This window comes from Bacillus sp. JJ1609 (assembly GCF_036967045.1).
Taxonomy (GTDB): Bacteria; Bacillota; Bacilli; order Bacillales; family Cytobacillaceae; genus Mesobacillus.
Map to the genome: position 1 here is coordinate 82,255 of NZ_JBALSS010000020.1, position 14,584 is coordinate 96,838.

At 37.2% G+C, this 14,584-nt stretch carries 17 protein-coding genes; 13 read left to right on the forward strand and 4 right to left on the reverse strand.

Going from position 1 to position 14,584, the window contains the following annotated elements; all coding sequences use genetic code 11:
* Positions 1–529 precede the first annotated feature (529 nt).
* Positions 530–3,292 carry a phosphoenolpyruvate carboxylase gene (ppc, locus tag V7654_RS15700; RefSeq protein WP_335431513.1) on the forward strand — a complete coding sequence of 921 codons (2,763 nt, stop codon included), beginning with the start codon at positions 530–532 and terminating at the stop codon, positions 3,290–3,292.
* A 130-nt stretch (positions 3,293–3,422) separates the two neighbouring features.
* Here ppc and V7654_RS15705 read toward each other — a convergent pair whose 3' ends face one another.
* The gene (locus V7654_RS15705; RefSeq protein ID WP_335431514.1) at positions 3,423–3,884 is read right to left on the reverse strand and encodes a hypothetical protein; all 462 of its coding nucleotides are present in this window, start codon (positions 3,882–3,884) and stop codon (positions 3,423–3,425) included.
* 463 nt (positions 3,885–4,347) lie between these two features.
* Here V7654_RS15705 and V7654_RS15710 point away from each other — a divergent pair, with 463 nt between their 5' ends.
* The 3 genes from V7654_RS15710 to V7654_RS15720 all read left to right on the forward strand — a co-directional run bounded on the left by V7654_RS15710 (position 4,348) and on the right by V7654_RS15720 (position 6,187).
* Entirely contained in the window at positions 4,348–4,977 is a 630-nt protein-coding gene (locus V7654_RS15710; protein WP_335431515.1) for a CBO0543 family protein, read from the forward strand.
* Between the two features lie 65 nt (positions 4,978–5,042).
* Positions 5,043–5,366 (forward strand): MGMT family protein, encoded by a 324-nt coding sequence (locus tag V7654_RS15715; protein WP_335431517.1) that lies wholly within the window; start codon positions 5,043–5,045, stop codon positions 5,364–5,366.
* 185 nt (positions 5,367–5,551) lie between these two features.
* Positions 5,552–6,187, forward strand: a complete 636-nt coding sequence (locus V7654_RS15720; protein ID WP_335431518.1) for a metal-dependent hydrolase — start codon at positions 5,552–5,554, stop codon at positions 6,185–6,187.
* Between the two features lie 97 nt (positions 6,188–6,284).
* Here V7654_RS15720 and V7654_RS15725 read toward each other — a convergent pair whose 3' ends face one another.
* A complete protein-coding gene (locus V7654_RS15725) occupies positions 6,285–6,449 on the reverse strand; it encodes an aspartyl-phosphate phosphatase Spo0E family protein (RefSeq protein ID WP_335431520.1) in 165 nt (54 codons plus the stop codon).
* 141 nt (positions 6,450–6,590) lie between these two features.
* Between V7654_RS15725 and V7654_RS15730 the strand changes: the two genes are divergently transcribed.
* From V7654_RS15730 to V7654_RS15755, 6 genes are all read left to right on the forward strand, one after another.
* Positions 6,591–7,340, forward strand: a complete 750-nt coding sequence (locus tag V7654_RS15730; protein ID WP_335431521.1) for an MBL fold metallo-hydrolase — start codon at positions 6,591–6,593, stop codon at positions 7,338–7,340.
* A gap of 266 nt (positions 7,341–7,606) precedes the next feature.
* Positions 7,607–8,290, forward strand: a complete 684-nt coding sequence (locus V7654_RS15735; protein WP_335431522.1) for a Na-translocating system protein MpsC family protein — start codon at positions 7,607–7,609, stop codon at positions 8,288–8,290.
* 254 nt (positions 8,291–8,544) lie between these two features.
* On the forward strand, positions 8,545–8,817 hold the full coding sequence (locus V7654_RS15740) for a hypothetical protein (protein WP_335431524.1): 273 nt from the start codon (positions 8,545–8,547) through the stop codon (positions 8,815–8,817).
* A 120-nt stretch (positions 8,818–8,937) separates the two neighbouring features.
* On the forward strand, positions 8,938–9,279 hold the full coding sequence (locus V7654_RS15745) for a flavoprotein (protein WP_335431525.1): 342 nt from the start codon (positions 8,938–8,940) through the stop codon (positions 9,277–9,279).
* Between the two features lie 122 nt (positions 9,280–9,401).
* On the forward strand, positions 9,402–9,770 hold the full coding sequence (locus tag V7654_RS15750; RefSeq protein ID WP_335431527.1) for a YbaN family protein: 369 nt from the start codon (positions 9,402–9,404) through the stop codon (positions 9,768–9,770).
* 28 nt (positions 9,771–9,798) lie between these two features.
* A complete protein-coding gene (locus tag V7654_RS15755; RefSeq protein ID WP_335431529.1) occupies positions 9,799–10,071 on the forward strand; it encodes a hypothetical protein in 273 nt (90 codons plus the stop codon).
* On the opposite strand, the gene V7654_RS15760 is transcribed toward V7654_RS15755, so the two are convergent.
* Complete coding sequence (locus V7654_RS15760; RefSeq protein WP_335431530.1) at positions 10,037–10,441, reverse strand: group-specific protein; 405 nt, start codon at positions 10,439–10,441, stop codon at positions 10,037–10,039. The two genes, V7654_RS15755 and V7654_RS15760, sit on opposite strands and share 35 nt — an antisense overlap.
* A 197-nt stretch (positions 10,442–10,638) precedes the next feature.
* Between V7654_RS15760 and lepB the strand changes: the two genes are divergently transcribed.
* Positions 10,639–11,181: a signal peptidase I gene (gene lepB / locus V7654_RS15765; RefSeq protein ID WP_438825313.1), complete on the forward strand. Its 543-nt coding sequence runs from the start codon at positions 10,639–10,641 to the stop codon at positions 11,179–11,181.
* Between the two features lie 30 nt (positions 11,182–11,211).
* Entirely contained in the window at positions 11,212–11,997 is a 786-nt protein-coding gene (locus V7654_RS15770) for an alpha/beta hydrolase (protein WP_335431531.1), read from the forward strand.
* Between the two features lie 121 nt (positions 11,998–12,118).
* Here V7654_RS15770 and V7654_RS15775 read toward each other — a convergent pair whose 3' ends face one another.
* The gene (locus V7654_RS15775) at positions 12,119–13,657 is read right to left on the reverse strand and encodes an HD domain-containing phosphohydrolase (RefSeq protein ID WP_335431533.1); all 1,539 of its coding nucleotides are present in this window, start codon (positions 13,655–13,657) and stop codon (positions 12,119–12,121) included.
* Between the two features lie 158 nt (positions 13,658–13,815).
* On the opposite strand from V7654_RS15775, the gene V7654_RS15780 reads away from it, so the two are divergent.
* Positions 13,816–14,505, forward strand: a complete 690-nt coding sequence (locus V7654_RS15780) for an aspartate/glutamate racemase family protein (protein WP_335431534.1) — start codon at positions 13,816–13,818, stop codon at positions 14,503–14,505.
* Positions 14,506–14,584: the final 79 nt, after the last annotated feature.

Sequence of the window (14,584 nt, forward strand, 5' to 3'; positions counted from 1 at the left end):
GAAGCGGAAAAAGGCCGATGAGTTGTTATGAGGAAAGTGCAGAGAACAACACAAAAAGGGTTTCCCAATATACTTTTGGGACACCCACTTTTCAGTTTGTAGGAAAAACAGAAAAGTGCAAAACTCAAACGAGGAAGGTGAAAGGGAAAACATTAAATTGGTCCACCAATAAAGGCTCTTTGTTACCTGAAAGAGCAATAATTGGAAAAGGAGCTAACCACTAAGGCCTCTTTGTTACCAAAAAAGAGAAAAATTGGATACCTGATCCTCATAATAACAAATCTTTTCAGCAAGAATGAAGCAACGGGGTGCAGAATTTTTGAATTAATTAAAAGCATTACGTTGGATAAATTAAGCATTAATTCGTACACTTATTGAGAAGGCTAGATTAAAAGCGAGTCAAAAAGGGTATTTTCATTACAATGGAAAAATCTTTAACAATGAAATATGCATAATATTTCACATTGTTTGCATTTTTATGATATATTAATATTTAAAAAATTCACACAAGTCTTAGGAAGGTGACACAATGACATCAGGAATTGAAGTGAACGACAGCAGCTTGCCATTGCGCAGGGATGTAAAGATGCTTGGAAACATCCTTGGAGACATACTAGTTTATCATGGCGGAGTTGAGCTGTTTGAAAAAGTAGAGAAGATTAGAGCTATGTGCAAAACGCTAAGGAATGATAACGACAGCGAAACCTATACAGCGTTGAAAGATGAAATTGCTAAATTATCAGTTCCTATGCGTACAAATATAATCCGCGCCTTTTCTGTCTATTTTCACCTAATAAATGCAGCTGAACAAAATCACCGTATCCGTCGGCGCCGTGACTATTTAATGAAATCTGAAATCAGTGCTCAGCCAGGTTCCATTGAAGCGGCAATCCTATCATTAAAAGATAATCAAATAACCTCAGACATTATCCAGGATGTGCTTAATACCATTTCTTTGGAATTAATTATCACTGCACATCCGACAGAAGCCACTAAGCGTTCCATATTGGAAATACAAAAAAGGATCGCTGACATTTTGAAGAGCCTGGATAATCCAATCCTGTCAAAAAGAGAACGAGAAAAGGTTGAAGAAAGCTTGTTTAACGAAGTTTCTGTCCTTTGGCAGACTGATGAATTGCGTGACCGCAAGCCTACAGTAATCGATGAAGTGAGAAATGGACTTTATTATTTTGATCAAACACTTTTCGATGTTTTGCCTGAAATCCATCAGGAGGTTGAAACAAGTCTGAAAGCACATTATGCTGAGCACGAGTGGGAGGTACCACACTTTCTGCGATTTGGCTCATGGATTGGCGGCGACAGGGATGGTAATCCAAACGTAACACCTGAAGTCACGTGGGAGACATTACAGCGACAAAGGAGACTTGTACTGAAAAAATACAAGGCTGTTCTTGTAGATTTAATGAAACGCTTCAGCCAGTCTACAACACGTGCAGCTGTAAGTGATGAATTAAAACAATCTGTAATACAGGACGAAGAAAAATACCTGACCGAGGATCAAAAGTGGACAATTGATGGTGAAGTTTATCGCAGGAAATTTGCTGTCGTACTAGAAAGGCTCAGACAAGCAGGGAAATCTGACAAAGGTTATCATTCTTCAGAAGAAATGCTAGAAGACCTTATGATCATTAAGCGAAGCATCTATCTCCATCATCCTGCCCACCATGAGCTGAAAACCTTGCAAAAGCTTATAAGCCAGGTACAGCTTTTTGGTTTCCACCTTGCTACGCTTGATATCCGAAACCATAGTGGTGAACACGAAACCGCTATTGCTGAAATTTTAAGGAAGGTTGGAGTCTCTAAAGATTATCCATCCTTATCAGAAGATGAGAAACTGGATCTTTTAGAGAAAATTTTAGCCGATCCGCGGCCTTTGCTGTTGCTACACGAGGATTATTCAAGCGAAACACAGGAAATGATCAAGGTATTCGAAATGATCAAACGAGCACATAATGAATTTGGAAAACGCTCCATCACAGTATACCTTGTAAGTATGACCCAATCAGCAAGTGATTTGCTAGAAGTACTTGTACTGGCAAAGGAAGCAGGTATTTACAGGCTTCATGCGGACGGTACATTTGAAACTGACTTGAATGTAGCACCTTTGCTTGAAACAATCGATGATTTGACGGCAGGCCCAAAAATCATGGAGACCCTTTTTAATATGCCTGTATACCGTGACCATTTGAGCAAGATGAATGACCAGCAGGAAATCATGCTGGGATACTCGGATGGAAGTAAGGATGGCGGAACATTGACTGCTAACTGGAAGCTATATAAGGCTCAGCTTGAAATTAATGAGATCGCAAAAAAATATCAAATCGGCCTGAAGTTCTTCCATGGAAGAGGGGGATCTCTTGGTCGAGGGGGCGGACCATTAAACCGAAGCCTTCTATCACAACCGGTCGAGACCCTAGGGCAGGGGGTCAAAATTACTGAGCAGGGTGAGGTACTATCTTCACGCTACCTTCTTAAAGATATTGCTTACCGGAGCCTTGAGCAGGCTACTTCAACCATGATGAAAGCCGCTACCAATGTTCTGAATGAATCAGAGCAAGGTCATTTGCGCGATCATAGATGGGTGGATGCAATTGAAGAGATTTCTGCTGTTTCCTTAAAGAAGTATCAATCACTTGTTTTTGAGGATCCAGATTTTATCACCTACTTCAATCAGGCGACACCGTTACAGGAGTTAAGTGAGCTGAATATTGGCTCAAGACCGATGAGCAGGAAAAATAGCAGTAAATTTGAGAATCTGCGTGCGATTCCGTGGGTATTCGCCTGGACACAAAGCAGGCAGCTATTCCCAGCATGGTATGCAGCAGGAACAGGCTTGGAAAGCTTTGCTGATAAAAACCCTGAAAATATACAGCTTCTGCAGGAAATGTATGAGGAGTGGCCATTCTTCAGGAGCACGGTTGATAATCTGCAAATGGCTTTGATGAAGGCGGATATAACCACTGCTAAGGAGTATTCTTCACTTGTAGAAGACAAGGCGATAGCCGATAGAATTTTCGGCAACATTGTCGAGGAATTCGAAAGAACGAAGAATATTTTGCTTAAGATTACTGATGATGAAGAACTTCTTGACCATACACCGAACATCAAGGATTCTGTACACAGACGAAATCCTTATGTAGACCCACTTAACTTCCTTCAGGTTGAATTAATCAAGGAACTTCGTAATGTTGAAGATCCAGATGATGAACTACTCACGCAGGTTTTGTTAACCATAAGCGGCGTGGCTGCTGGCCTAAGGAACACTGGTTGAGAAAAAGCACCAGCCAATATTCATTTGGCTGGTGCTTTTTTAATGATAAATGATTAAAAAATTTTTTGCAGGTGAATGGGGATTTTTCCATGATTTTTTCAACATCAAAATTCTTTTATCTGGTTTCCCTTTATCCAAGCAGCTTTAGGTGCCGTTCCGTTGTTATTTTGGTGAGTAAATCATGATTTAGGGAATGGGCCATATTTAAAGTGAGTTCCAGGACCTTGCGCATGCCTTCTTTATGACCTTTTTTGATTGCAAGGCCGTCACATTCGATTTCACTATCAACGCTCAGTTGATTTTCATATACGGGGTATTTGATGTGTCCGATTTCATGCCAGATGATCGCTTCTTTTATTTCTTGATCAGCACAGAAAGCTTGATAGTCGTACACAACGATATACCAATCATACTGGGCTTCAAAAGATTTATAAAACAGTGTCAAAATACGGGAATCAATATTCCATACATTCAGCCATTTTTCATTTTTCAATCCAAAAACCTTCATGATCGCTTCTTTATTTTCCAAAACAGCTATGTTCCCCTCGAGACCGTACTTTTCCTGATCCAGCAATTCACCGATGCATTTCAAAAAGCAGCCCCCTTCGATAATTAGACTTGTTATCATTGTTAAATATATTAGGTATTCCTAATCAACATGTGTAAAATAATAATCAACGAAGTTCGAACCTCACTGGATGGAAAGGGGGTCGTCATTTGCTTTGCTCCCAAATATATTTAACGGTGCATAGAAAAATCGAGGGCAATGAACAAAAATATGAAAAAACAAAGAATTGATCAAAATATATGAAGACAGATTAACGACAGCCTCAGAGCATTTTCATCTAAAAGACATATTAGACATATCCTTCAGAAATTTCTCTGATGCTAAAGGATTTCTTTATCTGCATACAACCAGAGGCGTCTATTCTTACGTAACAGACAACGAGCCACAACAGTTAATCAGAATTTTTAAAGAGCTAAAGAGACAAAATTAAGGCATCTACATATTACAAACAAAAAAATCACACTCTATATACAAAGGGTGTGATTTAATGCTTTCTTGCACAGTGGAGATTATTGGACATTTTTTTCAACACCAAACACAAGTCTTGTCTACTGTCTCACTAGAAGAGTTAATGAAAGCAGAATGGAATTATCATGAATTACTAAGAAGCTATTGGCATGAGAAAAATTTCTTAACTGCAAGATGGTGGTTTCTGGTCATTCTTTCTATAGGTCCTGCAATTATATGGTGGATGGTTGTCGATAAAAAGAAAGTGATTGAAAATACTGCATTTGGTTTATTTTATGGGGTTGCTGCCATTTTTTTGGACTCTATTGGAAGCAACGCAATGGTTTGGACGTACCCAGTCCGCTTAACACCTTATATTAACCCACAGTTATATCCGTATGACGTTGGAGTTGTCATCATTCCTTTTATGCTGGTGTACCAAAGGTATAGCTTCTCCTTAAAAAAATTCATTATTGCTACAGGGATGCTTTCCTTGTTTCTCGCATTTGTAGCAGAGCCTTCTATGGAAATGCTTCATATTTATAAAGAACTTACTTGGAAACACATATACTCATTCCCTATCTACTGGTCGTTAGGGCTGATTTGCAGGGCAATCATTAAGAAATTTAAATCAATTGAAAACCAAAGCAAGCTGCCTGGCTCGGTATAAACATCACCTGCCGGGCTTTTTTATGGTAAGCTAAATAAATTCAATAAATTTAAGGGAGTGGTGTAATGACGAGCTTTACTGAAAATGTGATTAAAGTGATTCAAAGCATTCCATCAGGCAATGTGATGACATATGGACAGATCGCACGTGCAGCAGGGAGCCCAAGGGCAGCAAGGCAGGTAGTGCGCATCCTGCATTCAATGTCCGAAAAATATCATCTTCCCTGGCATAGAGTTATTAATTCAAAAGGAGAAATCGGCTTTAATGATGACGAAATGTTCATCACTCAAAAGATGATGCTTGAAGAAGAAGGAATAAAGTTTACTAGCAAAAAATCGATTTCGCTTGATGAGTTTCAATGGAAAATGGATTATCATGATTTAATTTAATGGCTGTGATTAGGGGCAGGTCGATTTTTAAACCATGTTGGTTAGTAGGAAAGCAATAGACGAGTTTAACTCTACGAATTCGAAAGAGATTAATTGCTTTCACCTTTCAGAAATAGGCCGATTGGGATTGGCACTATCATTATAGTAAAATATAATTATAATGATATTCAAAAACGAAAGATTAGGTGGAAAACTTGAACGGAACAATACATACAGCTCTAGGAGCCGCAGCTGGATTCATAACAGCAAACACATTGCAAAGCGATCCGCCGACAACCGTGTTTTTAGTGGTGGTTGGAGGAATAGCAGGGTTACTGCCTGACGTGGATGTAGATGGAAAGCTAAGCAATAAGATTACCTTATCCTATAAAGTGATCAGGACGGTCGCACAGCTTATCGGTTTTTTAATGATTCTTTATAGTTTCTTTGAAGGTGGCAGTTCAGAAAAATGGCTGGGCATATGCATTGGGGCAGGTATGATCGTTTTATCTTCCTTTTTAACACAAAGGAGGATGCTTACAGTAACAGGAGTAGGTGTTTTAGCAGGAGGAATTTCTCTGCAGGAAAGCTGGCTAGTATTGCTGGGTTTTTACATCATCATTGCATCCTTTGTGCCTCATCGCAGCTACACTCACTCTATTGTTGGAACTCTTTACTTCGCAGCAATAGCGACAAGGTTCCAAGAATCAATTGGGGTGGAAGGGGTTTTCGCCACATGCATGTTGGCTTATGCAAGCCACTTAATTGCCGATATGAAGATGCTTCCTTTTAATAAAAAAGGAGTTAAGTTCTTTTTGCCGTTATCATCCAAAGAATTCTGAGCTAATTGAAAATTAACTGAAATCGAAACAAAGCTTTTTATAAAAAAATAGGCTCTTAAAAATTAGGTCGCCGGTTAAGGCGGCCTATTATTGTATTTCAGTGAAGCAGCTGCAGCTGCTGGTATTTGATAATTAACGTATCAAGCATTTGGCTGATTTTAATCGTTTCCGGGCTATTAAATCCACTTGCAATGCCGAGTTTAATCATTTCCTGCCTATAAGACTCAATTGTCATTAAGAGATTTTCATTCGCAGTTTCCATTCAATCGACCTCTCTCTTGTGATATAGACAAATCCTTATATTTTGATTATCGACGATTAATTGTAATTTTTTACAGATTAAAAAGGTTTTTACAGCAAAAAAGAGAATTTAATATGTCTGATCAAAAAAGGGGGAGTATAAATGAGAATTGCTGAGGGTGTGGAAATGCTAAATTTAAGCCTAAAAGCTTTCGGGGATGACGGTGTGTTTAATCCAACCTTGCTATGGGATGGCCAGTCTGCCATATTGATAGATACCGGCCTGCCGGGTCAAATAGGTGAAATAAAAAAAGAACTTGATCGTGTTGGCGTACCGTTCGGGAGCTTGACAGCAATCATTCTCACACACCAGGACATAGATCACATTGGAAATATTGAATTGATTTTAAATGAATTAAAAATTGATGTATACGCACATCAGCATGATATTCCCTATATAGAAGGAGAAAAACCATTACTGAAGACTGATCCTTCCAAAATGTCAGCTGAAGAGTGGGAAGCATTACCGGATCCGATGAAACAAATATATTTAAATCCGCCCAAAGCAACGATTACGAAAGCTTTAAAGGATGGTGATGAACTTCCTTTCTGCGGAGGCATACAAGTAATTCATACCCCGGGACACACACCTGGGCATATCAGCCTTTACCATAAGGTTAGCAAAACATTGATAGCAGCAGATTCGATGTTTTGCTTTAATGGTAAGCTGAGAGGACCGATTGCACATGTTACTCCTGATCTTGAACAAGCTGTCCGTTCACTGGAAAAATATTTGGCTTACGATGTTGAAAATGCAATATGCTACCATGGGGGACTTGCAAGTAATGACGTAAATAATCAATTAAAACAGCTGAATGAAGAAGGAATGCAGGCAGTTGTTATGATGCGGTAAACCCTATAGATATAAAACACCCTTTTTTAAGGGTGTTTTTTTATTAGATCTAAATAAACGATTTTATCTTCCAACATTAAATGTCCCTCATCACATATATATAATATTTACGTTTACCATTGGAAATATTAGCAGAAGGCAATTGCTTAAAATTTATCTACATAAAAAATGTTGATCAGTCAAAGCGTATATAAGAGTAGTTACTGGTTTTGTCATACATAAAGAAGGGAAATTAAAGAGGAGTATAATGTATAGCGAGGTATTTTATGGAAGTCACACTATTAGAAAGAGAAATAAGTGGCTATATTGGCCGTTTGCTGCGTGAAAATTTCGGGCGTGGCCCCGGGAATGTATTTTGTACTTTTTCGAGTCCATTTGTCACCGTATATATTACGAACTTCTTATCACCTATGGAGAAATCATTGATTGGTAACAGGCAAAGTGTTTATGTCCAGAAGACTAGAGATTTAATGATGGAAACATTAGAAGAAGAAATCAGAGCCTTTATAGAAACGAATACAAAAGAAAAGGTCAATGAATTTTATTATGACTGGAATCTTGATGGTAAAACCGGGATGTTTTTGCTTATCCTTGAAAATGATCAAAAATTTAAATGTGAACCCTTTTTAAACAAGGATCTAGTTCATAAGGAAATCATCAATGTAAGTATAGAAGCTGAAAAACCGCCTCAAAAGGTCTCATCACGTCTTCTCAATGATCGTACAATGATTATTATCAGGGAAGGAATCCTCGTAAGCATTGAGAAAGAACTAATCCATATAGGATTTCCTGAAACCCTTAAAATTGCCAAGAGAAACCTGGAAAAACGGTTAATGGATGAGCATAAAGCTAATTTTGAGAAGTTGTTATCTGCCCAAATCATTGATCAATTTGTTGACTGGAATTTTGAACAGGATAAAAGTTATTCTTTGTTCATTCTTAAACCATAGTGGAAGATAAGTTATACTTGCATAAACTGTCCGTTGATGTTAAGATACATAATAGGGTAAAGATTAAAACTCTTAATCTTACTTAATTTCTTAACAACGATGAAAATTTTATATTAAAATTTCTGATAGCAGTGAATGGGCAAAGTACCAGACATAAGTCAGAAAAGGATATGAATATACTCCTTTTCTGACTTTTTTTATTGCCATTTTTCGAAAAATAAATGATAAAGGAATGATTCCGCATAATAATGAACATGAGCAAAAAAGATTTAAATGAATGTATAGATAATTTCATTAAGGACAGACAGCTAATCAATTCGGAATTACAACAGCCAAATACGATTAGGAAAAAAGAGTTAGAGACATATTTAGAGGAATTTGCAGAAAATGAAGGTATTGAGTATCAAAAGAATTGTGAACTAGTTAAAACGAAATATTTTTTTTCAATAAAAGGCCAAGATGCTGAAATTGAATTTTATTATAGATATGGAAACTATTATACAAGACACAATATTATAGTTAAGTAAGCTGTTGCTCATAAGAGCAGCAGCTTTTTAGTTTTCAGGAATTGAAAAGAATTCAAGGTATTGTAATTGACTAATAGATATAGGATAATTTTGTCATTGCTGTTCAAAGGGGTGTGAAAGTTGGGTACATCATTTAATAAGTTTTATGAACACTATCTTGATATATGGAAAACTTCTTCTTTATCAGAACTGAAAGGTATTATTTCTCAGGAATATCAAGCCAGGGAAATTGCAGGGGGAAAAGTTTCCGATTTTGGCTATGAAGAATCAATCAGGGGATGGGAACAGGGTTTTAAGTTCGTCCTTGAAAACAATGCAAAGTGGGACTTGAAGGAATTATCGAGGATATCCTTACGGGAACATGAAGTAATGTCGATCCTTTCAGCACAGCTTGTCATCGACGGTAAGCCATTAGAAACAGGCAATTTATTTTTCCAAACCTTCGCTTACGATTTTGGGTGAAAGCTTGTCAGGAGTTATATAGAAGCTGGCATACCGATTGAACTGCTGTCTGAAGCAAATGTACCGCTGAAATGATAGAATGCATTAAGTAAGTATTTTTTCGGGATGTCTAGGAGGAACTCATGAATGCTGCAGTCAAAGCTTTTTTAATTACGATAGGGACTCTATCCATTGGACTAGGAGTAATCGGGATTGTAGTTCCTCTTCTGCCAACCACTCCACTCATCCTGCTCGGTGCGGTTTGCTATGTAAAATCATCAGAGACGCTTTATCAAAAATTAATAAAAAACAAATGGCTCGGAGCCTACATTAAGGATTTCCGTGAGAAAAAAGGGATTTCCAGGAAGAATAAAATACTGAGTCTCATTCTAATGTGGTTATCTATTGGCGGAACTGTATTATTCATGGATGTTAGTTTCTTGCTCGGCTCCATCCTGATCATTATTGCAGTCACAGTTAGTGCATATATTTTATCATTTGACACACTTTGAATTTAAACAGTAAACGAGGTAGAAAGCATTGTACGAATTCCAGCATGAACGCGAACGGAAAGAAAAGATTTTTAAAGCGTATATCATTATTTTTAGTGTAGCAGCTGCACTATCGTTAATATACGGTTTATTCTGGGGGAATGCTTCCACAGCAAGATTAGCTGCTAATTTTATTTTTTCTATCATCGTTTTTGTTTACGCATTAAAAGGAAAAACATGGGCAATTTTCATGCTAAAACTTTCTGTATGGATGAATCTATTAACCCTTATCCTAATGGCTGTTGTGTACATAATCGGTTAAAAAAGTTTGTGGTTTCCTGTTCTAGTAAAAATTTCATGAATGATTCAATATCACCGACAAACTTAGTGACTCCTGCAACATGATAAAAAGTACTTGTTTTATCAAACTCGTATATATCATTGTTGGGCGAATATAAATATACTCTTTTCCCTAGTCCGAGAGCAATTCCCATTTCGATATGGCTTCCTTTTCCACCAGGCAGCAACATCACCAAAAAGTCTGAGTTTCTCACCGCACTTAACTCACTTTCACCAATGGAAGCGAGTAAATCCATTGAATCTGCACGATCATTGATCGTCCAATCGTAGCAATATTTTAAGTTGATTTGCCAATGCCTTGACCATTTCCTTATTTTTAAAACTAGTGGCAATATAAAAATTCATGATTCCTCACTCCTTATCCGCATATTTTACCATTTTGTTTATCTTATCGTGTCATTTTTATTGAAATAGCAGGAGAGTGAAAGAGTAGATACGAATATATTATAAGGAAGTTTGAGAGTGTTATAGATTTCGAAATGGACAAATTTATTAGGCCATATTTTCTTGAAATTGAGGAGGAATTGCAATGGATAAAACAAATACAAAAAATGAATTGAAATCTTGGATTACATCTTTGGTATTTGCTGCACTCATCGCCTTTTTGGTAAGAACCTATATATTTGCACCATACATAGTTGAGGGAGCTTCGATGGAACCAACCTTGCATAATCACGAAAAAATCTTTGTTAACAAATATGATTCCGTTGATCAACTTAAACGCGGTGACATCGTGATTATTAAAGGAACAGAAGAGAATTATGTCAAAAGAGTCATTGGATTTCCTGGTGACCAAATTGAGATGAAAAATGATGAGCTACTTATTAACGGAAAATCCTTTCAAGAATCTTATCTGACAAAAAACCGAAAAGTCGCTAATATCAGCGGGCTAAGACTGACAGGTGACTTTGGGCCACTTACAATACCCGACGGCCATCTTTTTGTCATGGGAGACAATCGCTTACACAGCATGGACAGCAGAAATGGACTTGGTTATATCCAACAAAGCAGCATTATCGGCAAGAGTGAATTTGTCTACTTTCCATTCAAAAATTTCCGGGAGATAGAATAATGAAGTTTTGCAGGGAACGGAGCGGACAAAATGATTGAAAAATTGCACATAAATATGACGTCCTTCAATGTAGATAGATTGATTAGAGTTTATCTTCCTGAAAATTACAAAAATGAAACTGAAAGTTATCCAGTACTTTATATGCACGATGGCCAAAATGTTTTTAACGATGAAGATGCTATAGGGGGACATTCAATACAGCTTGAACAATTTTTAAATGAAAAAGAAATGAAGCTGATTGTTGTGGCAATTGATCAAAATAGCGAAGAACGAATGAATGAGTATTGCCCATGGAAAAATGGTCAGTATAGCAGGAAGATTGTTGGCCGGATCGATCCGACTGGCGGAAAAGGTAAGCAGTATATAGAGTTTATTGTGAATGAATTAAAGCCTTACATAGACAAAAAATATCGGACATTAAAAGATCAGAACAGCATGGCAGGCATTTCGCTTGGCGGACTTATCTCCACATATGCAGCGTGTGTATATCCTAATATTTTTAGGAATGTTGCGGTATTATCCTCGGCATTTTTCCGCAATCAAGAGGAAATTGAAAAGCTTTTGCAAGAGGCAGATTTGTCGCAGCTTAAAAAATTCTATTTAGACTGTGGCTCGGAAGAAGTAAAAACTGACAAAATGATAAGCAAGGAATTTGTGAATTCAAATAATGAAATATATGAAATTTTAAGAAAAAAAGATATAAGGGTTAAATTTAACGTGATCGAAGATGCTGAACATCATTATTTATATTTCAGACAGAGAGTTCCCGAGATTTTTAAGTACTTATGTACAAATGATGAAAGAATTCGATTATGAAGGATGCATTAGTCTTGAGTGTTCGCAGCAATATACTGGAAAATGATTTCGAGCATAAATGAAAAGAGCAATAGCGATTGACTAGTGCTCTTTTCATTTAATCTTTACTGGCTATGATAAGTTAACTTATATATTCAATATAATCTTGAAACTGGGCATGAGAGCCAGGCTCTTCAAAGACTCCTTCACGCATCAAATCTACAAATAATCTTGTAAACACAGGATCCCATTGGACACCTTTGCCTTCTTCTAAAATTCCCAGAGCTTTATCAAAGGACATACCTGTTCGATACGGCCTGTCAGAGGTCATCGCATCGAATGCATCAGCAACGGCTATTAGCCTCCCAAAAAGCGGGATCGCATCGAAGGTTAGTCCCATGGGATAGCCTAAACCATCGTAACGTTCATGATGATACATCACACCTTCAATCACTTGGTCCATCTCTGAGAATCCTTGTACTTGCTGTATAATATAAGCACCTATTTCAGGATGTTTTTTTATTTTGGCGAATTCATCGTCTGTAAGTTTGCCATCTTTAAGGAGTATTCCATCAGGGATGCCAATCTTACCTATATCATGGAGGATGGCAGATTTCTTCAAAAGCGATAGATTATTTTCCGATAGTCCGTACCGTTTTCCTAATGCCAATGTGTATGCCGTTACTCTTGTAGAATGTCCAGCAGTATAGGGGTCTCTTGCGTCCAATATCGCAGACAAGCTCTCAAGGAAACTCTCAAACATTAATTGCTTCTGTTCATCCCGATCCTTGATCGCTTGAACCATATGATTGAACCCGGTAACGAGTCCAGCAAATTCATCTGAATACAATTCCTGTGTCATTGTTAACTGGCCTTGTTGTATTTTTTTCATCGATTCTTGCAGCTGAACGATTGGCTGAAGGACATCTAAAAACAATAGCTTTGCTCCAAAATAAGCAAACACCAGACCTAAGAGAATAATAAAAAGTGCCCAACTCCAGTAATTTTGCGTTGACTCTGCCAAAATATCCAGCTTCACCTGTGTTGCAAGTCCAAACAATAGAATAGGAAAAACAGTGATATAGAGAAAACTCAACTGGAATTTCCACTTAATTGACATCACCAGTTTCCCTTCTTGTGAGAGGGAATTGTTATAATGTTTCATGGATATAGCAGCCATTTCGCTCAATAATGGCTGTATTGCTTTGATTGTCAGGAAGAATTCAATAATTGCATGCATTCCTGCAACAAGGACTGCACCAATGATTGCGAAGAAAATATAAATATAAGGTAGGTTTAAAAGATTGTAGTGAATAAAGAGAATGCTCAAAAAAACCGCCGGAATTGATAAACCAAAGAGATGAGGTCCCATAATCCTTCTGAAGGTCAGGATAGGAAAAAGATGAAGTTTTCCAAATGCAAGCTTTAGACTTGCCAAATCAATTTGATCATGTTCGAATACTTGTAAAATTGGCTTTATATCTTTGGAGAACGCTCGGTATTCAATTAAAGCCATTGATATAAATGAACTCACTAAAATGATTCCCATATAATAGAATTCAGTTATTGATAGTGTAAGAGTAAAGAAAATAAATACTCCTCCAACTCCAAGTACAGCTAGTGATGAGCCAAATAGATAATTATAAAATAACTGTTTCCTAAATGTTAAAAATGCTTCCACAAGCGTATCTCCTATAAAAGAGTATTTTTGTTAATTATTAACTAGAGTCAAATTTCTGTAAAGACGTATTCCGAATTAGAGTACTAATTTAAAGAGGATTATCGCCTAATCATAGCGAACTCATGTAAATGATCTTTTATTGAAGGAAGGATTACTGTATGAAGACCATTGGATTGATAGGCGGAATGAGCTGGGAATCTTCCGCTGAATATTACCGGGTTATTAATGAGGAAGTAAAAAAAAGACTGGGCGGACTTCATTCCGCTAAGTGCATTTTGTATAGCGTGGATTTTGATGAAATTGAGAGTTGCCAGTCACAGAATAGGTGGGATCAGGCTGGTGAAATCCTTGGTGAAGCAGCACTGAGTCTTGAACATGCAGGAGCTGATTTTATTGTTATCTGTACAAATACCATGCATAAAGTAATCGACATGATTCAAAAGAAAACTTCACTCCCTATTCTGCATATTGCTGAGGAAACTGCTGATGAAATCTTAAATCAGGGTTTGAAAAAGGTTGGACTGCTAGGAACAAAATATACGATGGAGCAGGATTTTTATACATCTCGGATTAAGGACGAAAATATTGATATACTCATTCCAGATGGACAGGAAAGAGTGACAATGAATCAAATCATTTTCAATGAATTATGTCTTGGAAAAACCGTACAAGCATCTAGAGAATACTTTAAGGCGGTTATAGAAAAATTAGTCGCGGAAGGGGCAGAAGGAATTATTTTAGGATGTACCGAAATTGGCTTATTAATTAAACAAGACGATGTCGACGTACCATTATTTGATACTACAATGATTCATGCTCTTGGTGCTGTTGACAAGGCGTTAGGATAAAATAGTTTTAACAAATCATCAAAAGATACGGCTCTGTAAAAGCCCAATGTTGTTTTTAAATCCTGTTGATTGTAGTGGA